This is a genomic window from Nocardia xishanensis NBRC 101358 (genome assembly GCF_001613365.1).
GTDB lineage: Bacteria > Actinomycetota > Actinomycetes > Mycobacteriales > Mycobacteriaceae > Nocardia > Nocardia xishanensis.
Map to the genome: position 1 here is coordinate 1 of NZ_BDCF01000081.1, position 20290 is coordinate 20290.

General features: G+C 69.6%; 2 protein-coding genes. One reads left to right on the plus strand and one right to left on the minus strand.

All coding sequences use genetic code 11. The features are described from left to right. Window positions 1–20035 (minus strand): alpha/beta hydrolase (locus tag NX1_RS33570; RefSeq protein WP_218024222.1); only part of this gene is annotated, 20035 nt, incomplete at its 3' end. 55 nt (window positions 20036–20090) lie between these two features. On the opposite strand from NX1_RS33570, the gene NX1_RS37550 reads away from it, so the two are divergent. After that, window positions 20091–20290, plus strand: a 200-nt coding sequence (locus tag NX1_RS37550; RefSeq protein ID WP_218024223.1) for a hypothetical protein, incomplete at its 3' end; no start/stop codon positions are given.

Here is a 20290-nt window from a genome sequence, read left to right on the forward strand (position 1 = left end):
GCGCGGCTCCGCGCTCGCCCAGCAGACGCGCGATCTCCAGCGGCCGGCGCGCCTGCCGATCCAGTTCCGCGGCACGCTCGTCGAGCGCGGCCAGCATGTCCAGATCGGCGGCCCGCCCGCGCACCTCGGCGCGCAGTTCGGCCTGCACCTTCGCCAGTTGCCGCGGGGTGAGCCGTTCCTTCTGGTCGATCTTGCCGTCGCGATAGATCTCGTAGACCTTCTCGAAACGCTTGGCCTTGGCCGCCTTCTCCTCATCGGTGTCGGTCGGCTGGATCGGATCGGGCTGATCGACGCCGACGGTCCTGGTGAAGTCCGGGTTCGGTGTCGGCCGCGGATCGGGGGCGGAGTTGTTCGCGCCGAGCATGCCGAATCCGTCGAGCACCCGGGCGCCGCGCAGCGCCTCGGCCAGCGATTCGAGATCGCCGACCATGTCGAGCAGATGCGCGACGGCCTTGTCGTGCACCGGGAATTCGACATCGGCGAGGCGCGGGTCCACCGCGTCCGCGCCGCGCGACACCGGATCGAACGGGTCGAGCCGGTTGACAGTCCGGTAATACTCGGCGAGGGCATCGATCAGGTTCTCGCGCTCCGCGGGCTTGCGCGCGAGCTTGGCGATCGCCTTGTTCAGCCGCTTCGGATCGGTGCCGGTGCGGTCGGGGCGGTACTTCTTCTCGTCGTTCTTGTAGTTGCGCGGGAAGAGGTCCCGGGGGAAGCGGCCGCGCCGCCTGCCCACCCCCAGCCGCTCGGCGAGCCGGTCCCGCGCGGCGTCGACCACATCGGCATCGATGCCGCGCATGAGCTTCGCGTAGGCGACGAGGTCCTCGACGGCCTGATGCCTGCGGGCGGAGCCGATCTTGTCCAGCACGAAGGCCTGGGCGAGACGCTCGGGCGTCAACCGGCCTGGCTCGAGGTTCAGCCGGTCGGCCAGTTGCGCGCGGGCGTCGCCGATGGTGTGGAAGTCATCGATGTCCCATGCGGTGCGGCCGTAGTCGATGAGCGCTTCGATCTGGCTGGCCCTGATCTTGTTCTCCGCGCGGATCTGATCCATCCTGTCGGACAGGGCCTGCGGATTGTCGAGCTCGGACTCCGGAATGCCGAGGCGACGCGCGAGTTCCTGACGCGCGGCCTCGATTTCGCTGCGGGACAACCCTTCCAGATCGGGCTTGGGCCGCGGACTCTCGCCTTCGGTAGGCTGCGCCACTTCGACGACCGGTCGCCACCTGCCGTCCTCGTCGCGCAGGAAGGTCACGGCCAGCCTGCGACCGTCGACAAGTTCATCGACGTGACGCACCCGCATGGGCTCGCTGTCACTGACCCGAATGGTGCCGTCGGGCGCTATCTCGGCCACCCGGAACACCACGTCGACCTGACCGTCGTTCACGACCTCGGCGATGTTCGGGTGCGCGCGCAGCGCCTCGGCGAGCACATGGGCGTGATCGAGGTGACCGTCGACCACCATCAACCGCGGCGGCCCGCCGTCGACGCCGGAGAGCAGCCCGAGGCCGTCGGTATCAGGAACCAGGAAGCCGCCGTCGGAGACGATCGACGAGCGCAGCGCCAGGTCGGTGACGAGGCGGGTGAGTTCGTCGGCATTGCCGTCGGCACGCACGAATTCGTTTGCCAGTTCGGCGAATCGGGCGATGTCGGCGGTGCGCGCGTGCACATTGGCCAGCGCGTCGGCGAGCGCGCCGCGCGGATGCGCGTCGAGATAGTGGAGATCGACCTGCAAAAGCTGGGCCCAGACGGCGCGCTCGTCCTTGATCTGATCGCGGCGCAGCGCGTTCAGGAAGTAGCCCGGCTTGCCCTGGTCGATGCCGGGCTGGTCGGTATAGCCGAGGTCGCCCCAGTCGCGACCGGGTTCGCCGCCGTTGTTGACCCCCTGCCAGTCCAGCAGCGTCGTGGGCCGGTCGTCGGCGTGCACGATCTCGCGCAGGAAGCGCGTCATCGGGTCGTTGTCGAAGAAGCTGACCTCTCGGCTGAACGGGATGTGCCGGTTCTCCGAGTCGTAGCGCACGGCGGACTCCGCGAGTCCGGCCAGCGCACCGATCCGCCTGGCCTGCTGATACTGCAGGACCCGCACCGCGTGCAGGGCCGCTTCGCCGTCCAGGCCTGGATCGAGGCGAAGGCCCATGTCACGGGCGGCGGCGACGAGCCGTTCCGCCAGTTCACGGCGCTGGTCGGCGGCCGCGGCCAGCTCGTTCAACAGATCGGCGAAGGCGCCGGTGGCCCCGGTGTTCGCCGCCGGGATCCCCGGGTCGGGCTGCGGAAGCTCGTTGCGGTTCTCTTGCGACTCCGGCGATTTCGCCCGCTGCGCCGCGTCGTCGCGACGACGCATCTCGTCGATATCGACGCCGTGTTCCTTGCGCACCGCCTCCGGGCTGGCATCGTCGACCCAGGGCCGGTACTCGCTGCCGTCCATATTGTGGATCGGCTGGAATTCGCCGGCGCGGTCGGGAACACGACTGGTCAGGCGGTTCAGTATCGGGATGTACTCGCGGTTCTTCCAGATCGTCGCGCCCTCTTTGAGGATGCGAGCCGGGTTGAACTTGATCTGGAGCACCTCGCCGTGCGCGGTGTCCTTGGTGAGCGGCAATCCGACGGAGTACCCGAGCACCGAGAACCCGGCGCCGTCCAGGCTGGAACCGGAGGGGTACTTCGGGTTGTAGCCCTGGAAGCCGTCGCGGTAGGCGGTGTTCGCGAGGAACTTCGACTTGGGCTTGTCGATGGACCCGGCGGGCTTCTGCGCCGTCTGCGGAGTCTCGACCTCCTTCGGGTTCGTCGCCTTCGGCGCTGTCTCCGATTCCGGCGCGGGTGGATTCGCCGGGCGCAGCACCGGATTCCAGGCTCCGTCGCCATTGTCGGTCAGGTCCAGATGGAAGGTCAGTCCCTCGAACTCGAACAGATGCTCACGGTGGACCGCCGGACGCGGCGCTGGACGCCCCTCTGCCTCGTTCGGCTCCTCGGGCAACGGCGCGGGGGTGGGCGGCTGGTTCGGCGGCTTCCCTTGCCCGCCGTCGGCATTCGGTTCCATCGGGAACTCGGGTGCTTCGTAGCCATCGGGTCCGCGGCGATCCGGCCTGCCGTCGGGTCCGAGACGGATGTCATCGGAGTCGGCGCGAGACTGCTCGGCCCGGTTCATCGCCGATTCGACCTGGGCGCTCGCCCCGCGACCGAACGGCAGCCGGCCCTTCATGCGGGCGAACATGCCCTTCTGCGGCGAAGTCTCGCCGAGAGCGGCGGTTCCATCGGAGAGCTTCTTGGCGATCCTTTCCGCCAGCCGATCCGGATCGGTATCGGTCATGCCCTGGAAGTACTGGGCCAGCACGTCGGAGGCATGGCCGTTCCTGGTCGGCGGCGGCACCCGCCAGCCACCTCCGCCATCGTTCTCCAGGTAGATCTGCACCCGCACGGGGCCGAACGTCAGCTGCTCGCTGCGGAACCGCGGACTCGGCAGCGCGTCGACCGGCTTCAGAGGCGGCTGTGGAATCTGGCGTGTGTGCAAGCGGTAGGCCACCGCGGCGGGTTCGGTCTCGGGAAGGCGCGGATTGGCCCGCGCCTGAAGGAATCCGACTTCGACCAGGTCGTGCCGGAGGCTGGTCGGCGTCCAGACCGTGCGGTTACCCGGCGGGAAGGAGAACCGGGCTTCCGGCCGGCTGTAAAACGCGGGATCGCCCAACCGGAGGAACCAGTCACCGAATCCCTCGTCGACACTGCCGGCGGTCCTGAACCGCAGGTACTCCGAGAGCATCGAGGCGACGGCGTCGTCCAGGGAGGGTCTGCGGAAAGGCCCCTCGACCACGGCGGGGGAAAGCTCGGTCGTCGACGGCTCGCCGTCGGGCCCCTTGACGACCCTCAGGTACCGAACGCGGTGCCCGTCCCACAGGGCGTTCCGCAACGCCGGATCGTTGCGCCCCACCGCGAACAGCGCGTCGAGGTGCCCGTCGTCGTGCGCGATCACCAGCAGCTCGGGCGTACTCGATTCCGGCGCGAACCGCAGCACGTTCGGGCTCAGAGGGTCACCGTCGGGACGCGAACGCAGCTCGTTCTCGATGGCGCGCCGCACCAGATCGTCGGCGTCGGACTGGGTGATCGGGCTCGGCTCCGCATCCGGCTTGGCGTCGGCGGCGGTTTCGGGCCCGGCATTGGGCGATCCCCAATGCAGTCTGCCTCGTTCGCTGGGATCGGCGGAGCGAACGAGGTCGAAGGTGACCTCGGCGTGCTCCGCGCCAACCTCGTCGACGTACTTGCGGACGGCGGCGAGCCCGGCTTCCTCGGCGACCCGCGCCGGCGAGGGCGCCTCGGTGTTGCGCGAATGCCTGCGCTCGGCTTTGCGATACGCCTTGTCGTAGGCGTCGGTGTAGGCGGATTCGGCCGCACTACGCGGAATGTATCGCCGGTCGGCCCGCATCTCGGGGAACCGCCGGATCTCGTCGGCGATGGTGCGGCTGAGCCGGTCTCGCGCCTCAGAGCTGTCTCGATCGGGCGCGGTCACACCTTCGTCGGCGGAGGAGACGTCGGCGCTGAGACCACGGGCGCGATCCCACTCCGCTCCGGCGTACCGGCTCGGAGACAGACCGTCGATGCGGCCGCCCAGCGCATCGAGATTCGCACGGACCGCCCGCAAGCCGGCGCGATACGCGGCCGCCCAGAGCATGTCGTAGGTGATCGCGTCGTTCTTGTAGAGGATCGGCGCGGCGATCTTCGCCGCGGCCGAGTACGCCTCGGCGAACGCCCATTCCAGATCGTCCTCGACCAACCGCCCGCCCTCGGACGGCGGCTTCGTACCCGCACGGTAAGGCCGCACGTGATCGTCGACATCCATGAAGCGGCGATAGTTGTACTCCATCGCGTACGCTTCGGCCAATCGGTCCAAGGTCGCGGCGATGTACTCGTCGCGGTTCATCGTCAGCCGTTGCTGTCGCACGTCGACACCGAGCGCACGCTGTTCGGCCGCGACCGCCGCGCGCACCAGAGCACCGATCTGCGTCTGCGACGAATCGCGGATCTGGATCACCGCGGTGTTGGTGAGCGGCTCGTAGCCGAGTGACAAACGGGCGTCGTCGCCGGCATCGGGACGACGAATCGAAAGAGCCGGATCGTCGGTGAATCGGATGCCGACACCGTGCCGCGCCAGTGTTCGGCGGACCCAAGGCCCGATTCGATCCACTTGGCCGACAAGCTTTTCGACGAGCGAATCATGGCGGTCGCGCGTAAACCGATCGAGGCTGGATTCGGTCGAGTCGCCGGGATCGGATGAGGTCTCGGGCCGGTGCGCGTCGACCGCCGACTCGGGAGAGTCCACGTGCTCGGGCCGCACGAACACCGAACCCGAGTCGTCGACCTGAATGCTCGGGCGGCGCGCCGTCGTGCCGTCGGAGGCCTCCGGCCGCGGCACATCGCGGCCGACCGCGTCGGCGATCTCGCCCGCGACCCGTGCCAGCTCACCGTCCAACCGCGCGTGCCACCGCGATAGTTCGACGAGCACGGCCTCGGCGAATTCTCCGTCGTCGAGACCGGGCCGTCGGCTCGCGAGCCGGCGCAATTCGGCGATGATCGCTTCCGGATCGGACCCGAGATCAACGGCGTCGGAAATCTGCAAACTCCGCCGGAGCCGCGCGGCGGCGCGATCGAAATCGAACCGAACCCGCGCCTGTTCCCGCCGTATGTCCGCGTGCTCGCGGATCAGGCCCTCGACTTGACGCGCCGCGTCCGGAGTGGACGGCAGATATTCGTCCATACCCTCCGGAACCACGGTGCGCTGTGCGGCTTCCCATTCATCGACCGCGCCGTCCCTGATGCTCGTTCCACCAGGGGCGAAGGCCGGCGAGTCGAACAGATCGGTCGCCAACAACGCCGCGATGCCTGCCTCGCGACCGATCTCACGCAGCTGAGCTTCGCTCGGGCTGTCGGCACCACGCCGGGCCGCGTCGACAGCGGCATCGTGCGCGGAAAGATACCGCTGCTCCAGCGCCATCCGATAGTTGCGGTCCAGCAAAGACTCGGACGGATCTGCCTCAGGGGTACCGAAATCCCGATGGAACAGGGCCTGCCTGCCGAGCGCGTCGGCCTCGGCGCGCAACCGAGCCGCGATATGGGCGTCGCGGTCCATCGCCCGGACGAGCGACGGCGTCACCTCGAGCCGCCCGGCGAGCACCGCCTCCGCCAGCGCGGCCGCCCGCACCACCGCGGCCGCCTGCATCTGCTGGCCACGATCACGCGCGCCGACGACGATATCCATCATCGCCCCGTCGAAGCCGTCGGCGCTGCCCGGTCGGCTACCGTCGAAACGGACACCCGCGTGCATCCGCTCGAGCAATTCGATTGCCTGACGGCCGGTTTCGCTCTTCCCGAGCACCTCCCAGACCTCGGCGAACCGACGATCCGGCGAGTCGATGTGCCGGCTGAGCCCCTCGGGTTCGGGTCGCGTGGCGACCGAAACCGAGGGCGAAGCATCGCCCGCACCGCGGGCAGGTCCGGCTTCGGAAGAATCGGCGGAGCCTGCGTTGTCCGGTGCCGGCGCGCTGTCCTCCGCGTCGGGCGACGACGGGTGGCCGGTCGTGATCTGGGGCGACGAGCCGTGGGCGATATCGGCGGTGCCGTTGGTGAGCTTCTCGGTGATCCTTTCCACCAGACGATCAGGGTCGGTATCGCTCATGCCCTGGAAGTGTCTGGCCAGCACGTCGGTCGCATCGCCGTTGCGGGTCGGCGCAGGCACTCGCCAGCCGCCCTTGCCGTCGTTCTCCAGGTAGATGTTCACCCGCACCGGGCCGACCCGCAGCCGCCGGCTTCTGAACTGAGGACCCGGCCTCGGTTCGCGCACCGTCCGGTCCGGCTGCGGAATCTGCCGCGTGTGCAGGCGGTAGGTCACCATGGCCGGATCGGTCTCCGGCAGCCGCGGATTGTTCCGCGCCGCGCTGAATCCGACTTCGACCAGATCGGGCTGGAGATCGATCGGTACCGAGACCCAGCGATTCTCCATCCGGAACGCGAGCCTCGGCTCGTCGCGATGGTAGAACGCCTCCTCGCCCAAACGGACGATCCACTCGCCGAAGCCCTCGGCGACCCTGCCTTCGGCTCGGAAACGCAGGTACTCCGACAGCAGCGAAGCGACAGCCTCGGGCAGGGAGGGGCGGCGGCGCGGTCCCTCGACCGCATCTCGACCGAGTTCGATCGTCGACGCGCCGCCGGACTCCGGCACGACCGCCAGGTATCGAATGTGGTGCCCGTCCCACAGGGCGTCGCGCAGGCCCGAATCGTTGCGGCCGACCTCGTCGAGCGCGTCGAGATGACCGCCCTCCGGCGCGATCACCACCAACTCGGGGCTGCTCGATTCCGGTTTGAACCGAAGCACATTCGCGCTGAGCGCTACACCGTCGGGACGCGCGTTCAATTCGGCGTCGACCGCGCGGCGCACCAGCTCGTCGCCGACCGGTTTCGCGGGCTGCGCGGATTCCGCTTCTGGCACGTCGGCCGTGGACTCGGGGCGCGGCGAACCCCAGTACAAACCGTCCCGTTGCGTCGAGTCGGCCGCACGAACGACGTCGAAGGCGATCTCGGCGCGCTCGGCGCCCACCTTGTCCAGGTACTTCCGAACGGCGGCGAGACCGTCCTCCTCGGCGACCGTCTGCGGCGAAGAAGCCTGGGGGTCGCGGGCGAGGACGCGCTCGGCCTTGCGGTACGCCTCGTCGTAGGCCTCCGTGTACGCCGTCTCGGCGGGACCGTAGGGAATGTAGCCACCCTCGGCCCGCTGGGCGCGGAACTGCCGGATCTCCGCGACGTAGGTGCGGGCCTGCCGGTCGAGCGACTCCTGGCTGTCGTCGGCGACCGGCGAGCGCTCGGCTTCGCCCTCCGGCGCCACATCGGGTCGCAGGCCGTGGGCCCGATCCCATTCCGCCCCGGCGTACTCGGCCGGAGTCATCCCGCCGACGAGCCCGCCCGATGCGTCGAGGTTCGCGCGGACGGCCCGCAGGCCTGCGCGATACGCGGCGGCGCGCGTCATGTCCAGGCTCACCGCGTCGTTCTTGCCGTACACCTGCTCGGTGATCTTCTGCGCGTCGGCGTACGCGTCGAGGAACGCCAGTTCCAGCGGATCATCGACGCGTCTGCCCTTGCCGCGCTTCGGACCGGAGAAGTACTCTCCCACTCCGGAATTGGCGGCGACGATCCGGCGATACTGGAAGTCCATCGCGTACGCTTCGGCCCGGCGGTCGAGCTCGGCGGCGATGTAGTCGTCTCGGTGCAGCGACAAACGGCCGTGCGCCAGATCCGCGCCACGGGCGTGCAACTCGGCAGAGACCGCGGCACGCACCAGCGCCGCGATGTGCGTCACCGAGCCCTCGTAGTACGGGAGGACAACGGTATTCGTCGCCGGGTCGTAGCCCAGCGTCTGCCCGAACCCATCCTGCCGGTCGACCGCGGCGGCCAGATCATCGATGAAACGAATCTGCACGCCGTGCCGCGCCAAGGTGGCCGCCACCCAGTCGCCGGTCAGGAAGGCTTTGTGCGCCATGTCCGAGAACAGCTGTTCGGTGCGGGAGGTCGCGAGGTCCTCCAGCCTGTCCCTTCTGGCGGGGACGGGATCGGGCGACAGGGTCTGCTGTCCGGCGTCGGCGAGCTCCGGCGTGCTCGCGTCCGCCCGGCGCACGAACACCGAGCCCGATTCGTCGAGCTGGACGCCTGGACGTCGAACTCCCATGGCGCCGTTCTCGGTTCGCTGCGGCAGATCGCGACCGACGGTGGCGGCGATCTCACCCTCGACCCGTGTCCGCTCGGCGTCCAATTGCGCATGCCACTGCGACAGCTCGGTGAGGATCGCGTCGACGAGGGAGCCGTTGTCCATGACGCCCCGCTCACGCGCGATGCGCCGCAGCTCGGCGGCGACCGAGGCTCGATCGGATCCGAGGTCGTAGTCGTCGGGAATATCCATTCGCCGCCGACGCTGGTCGACCGTCTGATCGAAGGCGAACCGGACGCGCTCCAGTTCTCGACGGATGTCCGCGTGCTCACGAATCAAGCCCTCGACACGGCGCGCCGCATCCGGGCCGGACGGCACGTACTCGTCCATACCCTCCGGAACCATGGTGCGCTGCACCGCATCCCACTCACGCCCGGCGACATCGGCGATACTCGCGCCGGCGTCCGTGAGATGCGGCGAGTCGAACAGGTCGGTCGCCAACAGCGCCGCGATGCCCGCCTCGCGACCGACCTCACGCAGCTGAGCCTCGGCCAGGCTGTCGCCGCCGCGCCGGGCGGCGTCGACAGCGGCGTCGTGCGCGGAAAGATACTGCTGTTCCAGCTCTGTGCGGTAGGTGCGGTCGACCAGTGATTCGGACGGGCCGACTTCGGGAGTACCGAAATCCCGATGGAAAAGGGCCTGCCTACCGAACGCATCGGCCTCGGCGCGCAACCGAGCCGCGATGAAAGCATCCCGATCCGTCGCCCGGATGCGCGACGGCGTCACCTCCAGCCTGCCCGCACTCACCGCCTCCGCCAACGCCGCCGCACGCACCACCGCGGCCGCCTGCATCTGCTGGCCACGATCACGCGCGCCGACGACGACATCCATCGTCGCCCCGTCGAAGCCGTCGGCACTGCCGGGCAGACCGCCGTCGATACGTACACCCGCACGCGTCCGCTCGAGCAGTTCGATTGCCTCGCGGCCTGTTTCGCTCCCGCCGAGCACCTCCCAGACCTCGGCGAATCGGCGATCCGGCAGCACGGCGTGCCACCATCGCAAACCTTCGGGCTCGGGGCGCGCGGCCACGGAAACCGAAGGGGAAACATCGGCTGATCCGACAGCACCCTCGGGCTCGGGACGCGCGGCCACGGGGACCGACGGCGAAGCGTCGGCAGGGGTGTCTCCCACGGAGTCGGCAGGGCTCGCGATCTCCGGTACGGACACGCTGTCAGCGATCTCGGGCGTGCGGCTCGGGCGCGGGCTTCCCCAGTACGCGCCGTCGGACTCGTCCGCACGCGCGGCCCGCACGACGTCGACGATCAGCTCCGCCCGGTCGATCCCGAGCTTGTCCACTTGGCGGCGAACCGCGAGCTCGGCCGCTTCCCTGGCGACCGATTCCGGTGATTGCGAGGACTTCTGGCGTTCCACTGCCCGCTCCGCCTTGCGGCGCGCGCGGTCGTAGGCATCGGAATACGCCTCTTCCAGCGGGCTGCGCGGTATGCCCGAGCCCTCGTCGTCGGCACGCAGCCGGCGCACCTGCTCGATTTCCGACACCAAGGCACGAATCCGCCGGTCCAGCACAGCGGCTGTGTCCGGATCGGCAAGCCGCACCGCCGCGCCGGTCGCGATTCCGTGCGCGCGATCCCACTGGTCGGCGAAGCGCTGCGTGAAGTTCCGGCCGTCGACTTCGGGCACCATATGGCCCTGATCGAGGTTCGCACGCATCGCCTTGACGGCGGCTCGGTAAGCGGCGGCGGCGAGCAACTCCCGTGTCGCCGCCGGTTCTTTGCGGTACACCCGGGCGAGAGCATCGGCGGCCTGATCGAATGCCAGGCGGTACGCCCGCCCCAGCGAGCCGGCCATGGACCCGATGGCATTCGAGTCCTGGACATCGTCGTTGGCCGCGTAGCCGAGCGCCGTGGCCTCGGCCTGGCGATCCAGCATCAGATCGATGTAATCCGAGCGCGACATGCCGAGCTGCGGTATCCGCTGACGCGGCGAGGCGGCATACAGCTCGGCCAGGCGGGCGGCGCGAACCAGCGCGATCGCGCTCTGACGCGGATTGTCGCCGTCACGCAGAACCACCGTGTTCGTCGCCGGGTCGTAGGATTCGGCGACGCCGACGCCCACATAGTGACTGTTGCTGGGATACGTGCGCGGCTCGGAGGTGTAGAGCACCCGCACGCCCAGCCTGCTCAGCGCTTGGGCCGCCCATCGACCGATGGTGTTGCGGTGATCCCCGAGCACCGCGGTGACGCGATCGGAGGTCGTCGATATCAGGCGGGCCAAATCGGTTCGCGCGGCAGCGCTTTCGGGACGAACCGCAGGCGCGTCGGAATCGGAGACCGGAAGCGGGGTGTCCGCGTCGGTGTGATCACCGCTGTCACGGCCGACGAAGACGACGCCCTCGTCGGACACGTGCAGCCCGATCGGCGAATCGACGCCGAGATCGCGCCGCACCGCCGCGGCGAGGTCGTCGCCGAGCGCGCGGAGCCGCGTGGTCAGTTCGCCATGGCGTGCGGTCAGTTCGGTGAGCACTATCAGGTCGGTGCGATGACCGAACCTGCCAGGCCCATCGGGGCTCAGCAACTCCGCCAGCGCGGCCTGCCGATCGAGCGCGTCCGCGTCGCCGCGCAGCCGCGAGACGTCGGTCATCCGTCCCGCCACGCGATCCCAGTCCGCCTCGATCCCGGCGAGTTCGCGCTCGACGGCCGCGCGCTTCCTGCCGATCTCTTCCAGCGTCCGCGCCGCGTCCCGAGTGGTCGGCGCGTATTCGCTCAGACCGTCCGGGGTGGCGATGCGGTGCTGGGCGTCCCAGTACTCGCCCGCGGCCTGCCGGTGGGCCCGTGCGGGTCCTGAACCGTCCGAAGCGTCGAACTCACCGCCCGCCAGGAGCGCGTCGGCGCCCGCCTGTCGCGCGAGTTCGAGCAGCGTGGACGCATCGATCTCCGAAGCGCCCTGTCGTGCGGCGATTTCGGCGTCGAAGGCGGCCAGGTATGCCGCCTCGAGCCGCTGCCGCGCGGCCGGATCGACGTACGGGTTCGCTGAGGCGTCGATTCCGGCCCGCTCGAGTTCCCGGTGGAACTCGGCCTGCCTGCCCAGCGCCAGCGCCTCGGCGCGGACGCGCGCGGCGATGTAGTCGGCCCGATCCTGGGCGCGAACGCGCGAGGGCGTGACTTCCAGCAGGCCGGTGCGCACGGCGTCGGCGAGCGCAGCGGCGCGCACGATGGCCGAGGCCTGCGCGGGATGGCTGCGCTCCCGTGTCCCGACGGACACGTCCATCGTCCTGCCGTCGAACGCGTCGACGGATCCGTTCGCGTCGAAACGTATGCCTGCGCCGAGCGCGCGCAGCGTCGCCGCGGCATCTCGACCGACGGCGCTGACACCGAGCACCTGCTGTACTTCGTTCTCGGCCGACGCGCTCGGGCGCATCGTCCACGAGTCATTCAGCGCCCGACCAGCATCCGCGTTCTGATCGGCGTCTTGACCGAATTCGGGGCTGCCCCCTCGCGGGGTGCGGGCGGGGTCGTCCGCGTCGGCGGCGAGCTCGCCGTGCGACTCCCGCCACGCCCGGTCGTAGAACTCGGCGTTGGTCAGATCGGATCCCGGCGGTCGGTGCGCCGCGACGTGCGGGCGCAACGCGTCGAAACCGGCCTGGTTCGCGATGCGGTCCAATGCGTCCGCGGGGCCGCCGATCTCGCTCGCAGCCTGCTGGCGCGCCCTGCGGTAGGCGTCGAGGTAGACCTGATCGATGTCGGTGAGTGCCACCGCGCCCCGCAGTTGCACGGCCGCGACGATCTCCCAGATGTGGGCGGAGGTCTCCTCGTCGATCTTGCGGTCGACGTAGTCCTGACGCTCCGAAACCATCCGGTCGCGCGCATCGACGGCAGCGTCCTGTCTGCCCGCGAACTCGGCGTGGATAGCGGCGTTCACGATGGCGCGCGCATGGTCGCCGTCGGTGGCGCCCGCGTCGATGGCAAGCACCCGCCGCGACGGGAAGTACTGCGCCGCACCGCCGGACGTGTGTTCGACGGTGGCGCCGTGGCGGCGCAAAGTGTCCAGCGCCCACTGGCCGACCGGGCTGTTCGACAACGCCGCCGTGATCGGCGCGAGGCGCTGCCTGGTTGCCTCGCCGGCCAGATCCGGTTCCGCGACGACCCGATCGGAGGAACCGAACACCCGCGGATCGATCGAGTCGACCGTGCGCGCTCGCACCCGGCCGAACTCGTCGACGGCGAGCGAGAGGTGCTCGAATTCGACCGGTCCGCCACGCAGGAGCGCGCGCACTCGCGGATCGGCCTCCGCGACATTGCGCAGAGCCTGGTGCTGGAAAGACTCACCGGCGATGACGATCCGGTTCGGCCTGCCGAGAACGTAGACGTAGTGGTCGCCGAGGGGACCCGCGTCCGGGGCGTAGGTAGCGAGCACCTCGCGGGCGGCCAGCGCGGACAGTCGGTCGGCAGCCCGATCGAATGCCGCCTGTGCGTTCTCGCGCCGCGCTGTCAGATCGGTCAGCGAGAGCAGATCGTGCGCGATCCGGCGCAGATCGGCCAATCGCTCGGGTGTGACCGCGGGATCGGCCATTTCGTCCCGGACCGGACCGAGACGATCGGTGATCTCGCGATACAACGACTCGGCGTCCAGGTGCGCGGCGATGCCGTATTCGCCTGCCCTGCTGTTGAGTTCGACGGTGATGTCGGCCAGTTCTCGGCCCGCGCGGCCGCGGTCGACGGCACCGGCGTGCAGGTCCACCGCAGCTTGCGGCGCTGGGTCCGGCGCCACCTGCGCGTCGAAGAACCCGGCGTGATCGGTGCGAGCGCGGTCCCATTCGGCCGCGTAGTACTCGGCATAATTCCTGCCGTTCGGCCAGGCGTGGGTCCCGACCTCGTCGATCAACGCCTCGACAGCCCGCTCGTGCGCTCGGCGCGCACTGTCGGCGTCGACCGATTGTCCTGTGCCGGTCGCGGATTCGAAAGACGCGGCGTATGCGGCGGCGTAGATGTCCTCGAAATAGTGCCGGTCGCCGAAGTACCCGCCGAGTTGGTCGTCGCCGCGGAACTCGCGCGCGAGCTGGATCCAGCGCGCGATCGCGGCCGCCTCCTCGGCGACCATCGTGCGGACGAACGTCGCTCGGTCCATGCCGAGGTGACCGGACTCACCGCGCAGGTACCGCTCGGCGTGCACCGACTCGTGCGCCAACGACAATGCCTGGCGCACTTGGTCATTGGTGCCGGTGTACACCGTGGCCGTCAACGAGTCGGCGGCGAAACCGCCACTGCGCCTGTCCGTGGCCGCCCGCTCGTAGCGAACCCGCACCGACGAATCACCGAGCACCCGTAGTACGTCCGCGCCGGTGCTGGTTCCGAGCAACAGCGCGCGCACCTGATCGGCGTGCGAATCGAGCGAACGGCCGATCCGAACACCCGAGTCCTCAACGGGATGCGCGTCGGAGTCGGAGTCGATGGGATGCACCGGGTTTCCGTGCGGGTCGAGCAGAATCGCGTGCGTACCGCGCAACTGCTGCGACGCGACCGGCGGGAATCGCTTCACATAGTCCGCGCCCGGGTCGCGGACCATGACGACGCCGCCGGGCTCGTGGACCAGAACATAAGCGTGCGCGCCGACGCCGTACTCGTCCACCGGGCCCGCGTACTCGTCGACCACGAATGCCGTCGACCCCTCGGGCAGATCGAGGAGTTGCCGTCGAATGTCGTCATGGTCGACGAACGCACGCAACTGTCCGCCCGTGGCCTCCTGCACCTCGGTCTGCGACATACCGTCCAGCCCCACCGGGCGCGTCGGCAACTCGATCGCCGCACTGCCGGTCAACCGCTTGATCAGCCGCAACGCGAGTTCGGCGCAGCGACCACGGTTCGCCTCGGGCGTATGCCGTGCGACGTCGTCGGAAGGTTCGGCGGACGGAGCGTCGTCGACGTCGTGATGAGCATCGACATCGACCGGATCCGCCCAGTCGTCGTCGAAGTGCTCGACGAACTCCGCGTCATCGACGTTCTGATAGACCTCGGCGTCGGGAAGCCGGTCACCGACGTCGACCGTGCCGTCGGCAACCGCGCCGTTCGCGTCGTTCCAATTCTTGGTGTAGGCGCCCGCATAGTTGGCGACCCCACCACCGGAAGCATCGAGATACGCCCGGATGCCCGCCGCGGCGAAGTCCAGCGCCGGGTCCCGCATCGGATCACCGAGGCGCCGCGGCCGCGACGACTCGGTCATCGGATCCGGAACCCGGCGCGACTCTCCAGCGCGTGCGGCGTCGCCGACGCGCTCCAGATCGCCCACCGGAATGGCGTGGCCGAGGGCACGCAACTGCTTGACGAACTGCGCCTCGAGCGCGTGAGCACGACCCTCCTGCCGCACCATCGCCGTCACATAGTCGTCGCGACCGGTCGACAAGGGATGTGGCGACAGCCCCTCCGTCGCATCGCGAAGATGAGCCGCGGCATGCACCATAGCGAGGGCCTGCTCGACCTCCGAGGTCCCGTAATCGAGCACGAGCGTCCCGCGCTCCGGGTAATAGCGCGGCTCGACACCCGTTTCATACACCACGTGAACGTTGTTGCGCCGCAACATATCGTCGGCCCATACACCGATATCGCTGCTCTCGAGCACACTACGAACCCGCTCGATCCGAGCCACCGACGCCGCGCCCGCGGTGTCACCCGGCATACCCACCGGCACGGCAGGCTCGTCTTCGGAGGTCCAATTCAGTGCGTCCTCGCCGACCCTGGCGGCCGCGCGTGGCCCGAGCAACGTGATCTCGACATCCGCGGCCGGGTCCGGCGCCGCGATCTCGATCAGCCGCAGGTCCAGATCCGGATGCCGCAGCGCGGACTCGAGTTCCGGATGAAGTGCCAGTGCCTCGGCTATCGCCGCGGCGTGCTCGCGCTCGGGCGCGACGACGACCATCCTCGGCGGCTCCCCGCTCACGAGCGCGACATGCGGAGTGATCGCCACCGCCTCGTCGAACCCGGCGTCTTCGAGTTCGGACACGAGCACATCACGGGCGGCCGCGGCATTCGCGGCGGCGTCCGCCCGGCCGACCAGCTCACCCTGCAGGTGGTAGCGGTCGCCGACGTCGGACAGCAGTAGCAGCTTCAACTCCCGCTGGAGCAGCTCGGCACGCCGCTGCTCCACCACCGCGTCGGGCGCCATGTCGCGGCCGACATCGGCCCGTTCGGCACCGAGTTGATCGGCCAGCTCCGCCAATTCCCGTTCGTTCGCCTCGCGCAACCTCGGCAGCGCCTCGGCGCGCAGTTCCGGGTCGATGACATCGATGACGTCGACATCGAGACCGTCCGCGAGATCCGCTATCTGGCGCGCCAGCTCCTTCCGCCGCCTTTCGGCGACGACCCGTCGTGTCGCGTTCTCGGAGACCTCGGCCTCCGCATCGAGCGAGCGCCACACGTGCACCTCGGGCCCGCCGAGCACGACGTTGTCCCAAGCGGCGCTGTAGTACTCGGTGTAGTTTCGGCCATCGGCCCACTCATAGGTGGCGATGTGATCCGCGATGGCCGATGCCGCCGCTTCCCGCGCGCGAACATCGATTTCCGCCTCGGTGAGACCGGTGCCGGCGTGTGACAGCCGCGCCACCCTGGCGTCGTAGACCGCGAGGTATCGCTGTGCGGCATCCGGCAGACTGTCGATCTGGAAGCCGAGTTGAGCCAATTCGCGGGCGAACTCGAACTCTCGGCCCGCGGCGAATGCTTCCTCGCGGACCATCTGCGCGACGAACTCGTCCCGGCCGAGCAAGCGAATCCGGTTCGACCGACTGCTGGTTTCACCGTCCAACGCCATCTGCGCGTGGAGGGCCTCGTGCACCAGCGTCATCGCCTGCTGGATGAGATTCTGTTCACCGGTGCGGACTTCGGCGACGAGCGTGCCGGACTGGTACAGGCCTGCGGAGGTGCCGTCGCTCAGGCTGTGCGCGAAATCGATCTCGACGACACCGTCTCCCAGCGCGGCGAGCGCCTCCCGCCCGACCTTGGTCCGCTCCAGCAGCGAAAGAACCTGCTCGGAAGGCGTATCCAGCGAAAGACCGATACGCATCGCCGGATCCACGGTCGGCGCCCCGTCGAGACCATCCGCGTCGATCGGGTGTATCGGGACACCGTTCTCGTCGAACAGGATCATGTGGGTCGAGGCGACATCGGAAGGCAAGTTCGGTGGGTAGCCCTTGACCGTGCCCGAGCCCGCGTCGTAGACGAAGACCGCGTCCCCCTCGCGCCTGAGCACATAGGCATGTGCGCCGACACCGTGCTCATCGACCGGACGGGAGTACGCGTCGACCACCAAAGCCGAAGAGCCCTCCGGCATATCGAGCAATGTCCGCCTGATCTCGTCGTGATCGGTCACTGGACGCAGCCGCCCGCCCGCCGCGTCCTGCAGCTCGGCCGCGGTCATGCCCTCCAGCCCGACCGCTCCCGAAGGAAGCTGGATCAGCGAGCTGCCGGTCAACGTCTTGATCAACCGCAACGCGAGTTCCGCGCAGCGACCGCGATTGCGCTCGGTCACCGAATTCGACGCCGGCTCCGGCGAGCGCCTGGCATCGGGATCCGTGTCGTCGCGCTGTGGCGGAGCTTCGGCCAGCCGGGCGACGGTGGCGGCGAAGTCACGGGCCTCCGCGCGAAGCCGGATCAGCGTGTTCGCTGTACCGCGGTCGGTGGCGAGATCGGTGGCGGAGACGTCGAGCGCACCGGCCCAGCGGGCGACCTCGGCGGCGCTGAGATCGAGGTCGTCGGTGGTCGGAGACTGGATCGCGGAGGCGAGCGCTTCGATCGCGCCCGCGCGCAACAGTATTCGATACCGCTGCTCGGCGATCGCTTCCTCGAGCCGGGCCTCCAGCTGCGGATCGAGGGGAACGTTCAGCTGCCGAAGTAGCCACGCCTCCGTCAGCTCGGGCGACAGTCGTTGTGGAACAAGGACTTCCGGTGCGATAGCGGAGGGCGCCTGGCGTGCTCCCGAGTCCGTATCGAGCTGCGGCGACGGCATGGCGATCCGCGCGAGATCCGCCAGCGCTCGCAACGGATTCGAGGTACCCGGCAACGCATCGCCCAGTCCGAGACCGCGAGACAGGTCGTCCACGTGCGTGCGCTCGGCGTCGGTCAGCGGGTCGGGATCCTGCTGCTCGGGCGTCCGCGATTCGTCGAGGTAGCGCAGGATCGCGGCCATCGGATCGGCCGGGTCGCTCGTGCCGGCGCGCGGCGGCATTCGCCGGTCGAGATCGTCGTTCCGCGCGCCGCTTCCAGCCGCGAGCCCGTGCCTGCCCTCGTCACCGAGCGGGCGCGTCGCGATGCCGTTCTTGTTGTAGAAGATGCCCCAGGTGGCCTTGGCGTCGGGCACATCGGCCGAGTCGAACTCGAACGGATCCGGACTCCGCACCGGGTCGTACACCATCACCTTGTCGGTGTCGGAGTCGTAGTACATGGTGAACGCGTGCGCGCCCGGTTCGCCGGTGGGGACGCGTCCTCGCTGCTGATCGATGACGATCACCGCGGACTTGCCGCGCATGTACCGCAGGGCGTCGGCGATCATGTGCTGTCCCGAGCGTGTGCGTCCGATCCCCAGCAGGTTCAACGCGGAGAAGCGTCCGCGGCTCCACACCGGAGTCAGCTGGGCACCGGCGTGTCGCTCCATATCACGCCAGTCCATGCCGTCCTGGCCGACGCTGTCCGGCTCGGGAACGGTGATGTCGGGATTGCCGGTGACCGCGGCCGCCTGCCACAGCGCCTGCGGTCCGCAGCCGTTCTCGGCCACCTCCGGACGTGGCGAATTCGGTTGTGACGGACCGGTATCCGGCAGATACGGCGCCGTCCCCGCCCGGTTGGCCTCGATATCGGACACCCGGTACATGGTGTCGACCGGGACCCCGCGCGGCGGCCTCGATCCCTCGGGTTCCGGCGCGTTCCAGTGGTGGTAGAGCCCGTTGGTCTCGTGAGGAACGAAAACCCGCACGTCGTCGCCGAAACGCTTCGACGGCAGAATCGGATCGCCCGGGATACCGGTCAGGACAACCTCGCCGACCAGACCCGACAACCGGCCCTTCTTGCCCGCGGCCGCGGTGACGTCGACGCCGTAGCCGTCGGCGACGATCCTGATGGACGGCTTTTCCCCCGGCGCCGTCCTCGTCGCGCCGAGGATCGCGAGATCGCGCCGCAGCAGTCGCGCCGCTCGATTCGCCTGAAAGGTGACCAGCGCGCCCACGCGGCCCGGCGTCCGGTAACCGATCCAGGCGATGGATGCCAGCGAATCACCCGAACGCAGGCGGCCCGCGGCCGCGGCATGCCGGGCGGCGGTCGCCTGCAAGACCGAACCGATGTCCGCCACGGTGCTGTTGCGGCCCGCCACATGCACGGACACCTGCGTCGCCGTGGCCGGATCACCGAACGCGACCAGTGCCCTGCCCCTACCACCGAATGCGGCCGGATCGTAGGCGAGCACGCGCACCGGCAGGTTCTGGTCGATCGCGGCGGCCCGCAGCTGCGCCTGCCGCAGGCCCGAGACCGTGCGCCTCAGGTCTCGCAGTCGCCGGCGTTCCTGGCTGGTCAGGCTGTCGCGCGAGCCGAGATCCGCGATATCCCTTGCGATCTGCAACCGGTTGGCGGCGTCGGCGGAACGGGCGTCGATGCCGGGCGCCCTGCCGATCACGTCGGGGTGCGCACGGATGACGACCGCCCGCTCGGCGTCCGTCAGCCCCTCCCACCGCTGGGCGTTCTTGCTCGCCAGCGCACTGGCGGCCTCGTCGGTGGCGGGTTGGGAATCGGAATCGCCGAGCAGCAGATCTTCCGCGCGCAGACCGGGTTCTCTCCGGTCGAGGATGGCGGCGGCCTCGTCGATCTCCGCCGTGGTCGCTTCGCTGCTGTCCTCCGGGAGTACGCGGCGGGGGTCGGAGTTCGTGCCGGAGTCCGAGTCGGCGGCGGAATCCGAGTCAGGGGCGGCCGTGTCGGGATCGAGGTCCGGGTCGCGATCGCGATCGGGATCGAGATCGGGGTCGGGGGTGGGGCGCCCGTCCGAGTCTGCGGTCGTGTCGGCGTCCGCCGCATCGTTCGTCGAGTCGCCTTCGGTGGTCGGGCGCGAGGCGCTCGGAGCGGGTGGCGGAGGGGGCAGGACGAGACCGGCAGCTGCGGCGGCCGGATCCACCGAAGGACTATTGTCCTGATCCGCGGACTCGTCCGTATCCTGCTGTCCGGCAGGCTGATTCGCGTCACTATCCGAACCGGAGTCCGGTGAAGTGAGGTCGGCGGGTTGCCCCTGGACCTGCGGCTGATCACCGTCGACGTCCACGTCGGAATCGGCCTGCGGTCGGGCCCGCGGCGCTTCGGAGTCCGCGACCCGCGCCCGCATCGCACCGGGACCGTCCGCGGGTCCGCCCGCGACGGCCCCCGCGCGTGCCGAACCGGTGTTCGTCGCCGAAGAGCGCTCGCCGGTGGTCCGGTCGGCGGGCACCGGGCGGGTAGTGCCGTCCGGCGCGACGGCACTGTTTTGCGCGCCGGGCCGGACGGGGCCGGACGAAGGGGTGGCGCCGGACTGCTGCGCCGGTGCGGCGGATGTGGTGGGCGACGAGGACAGCGGCGACGCCGCGCCGGTGGCCGCGTTCGT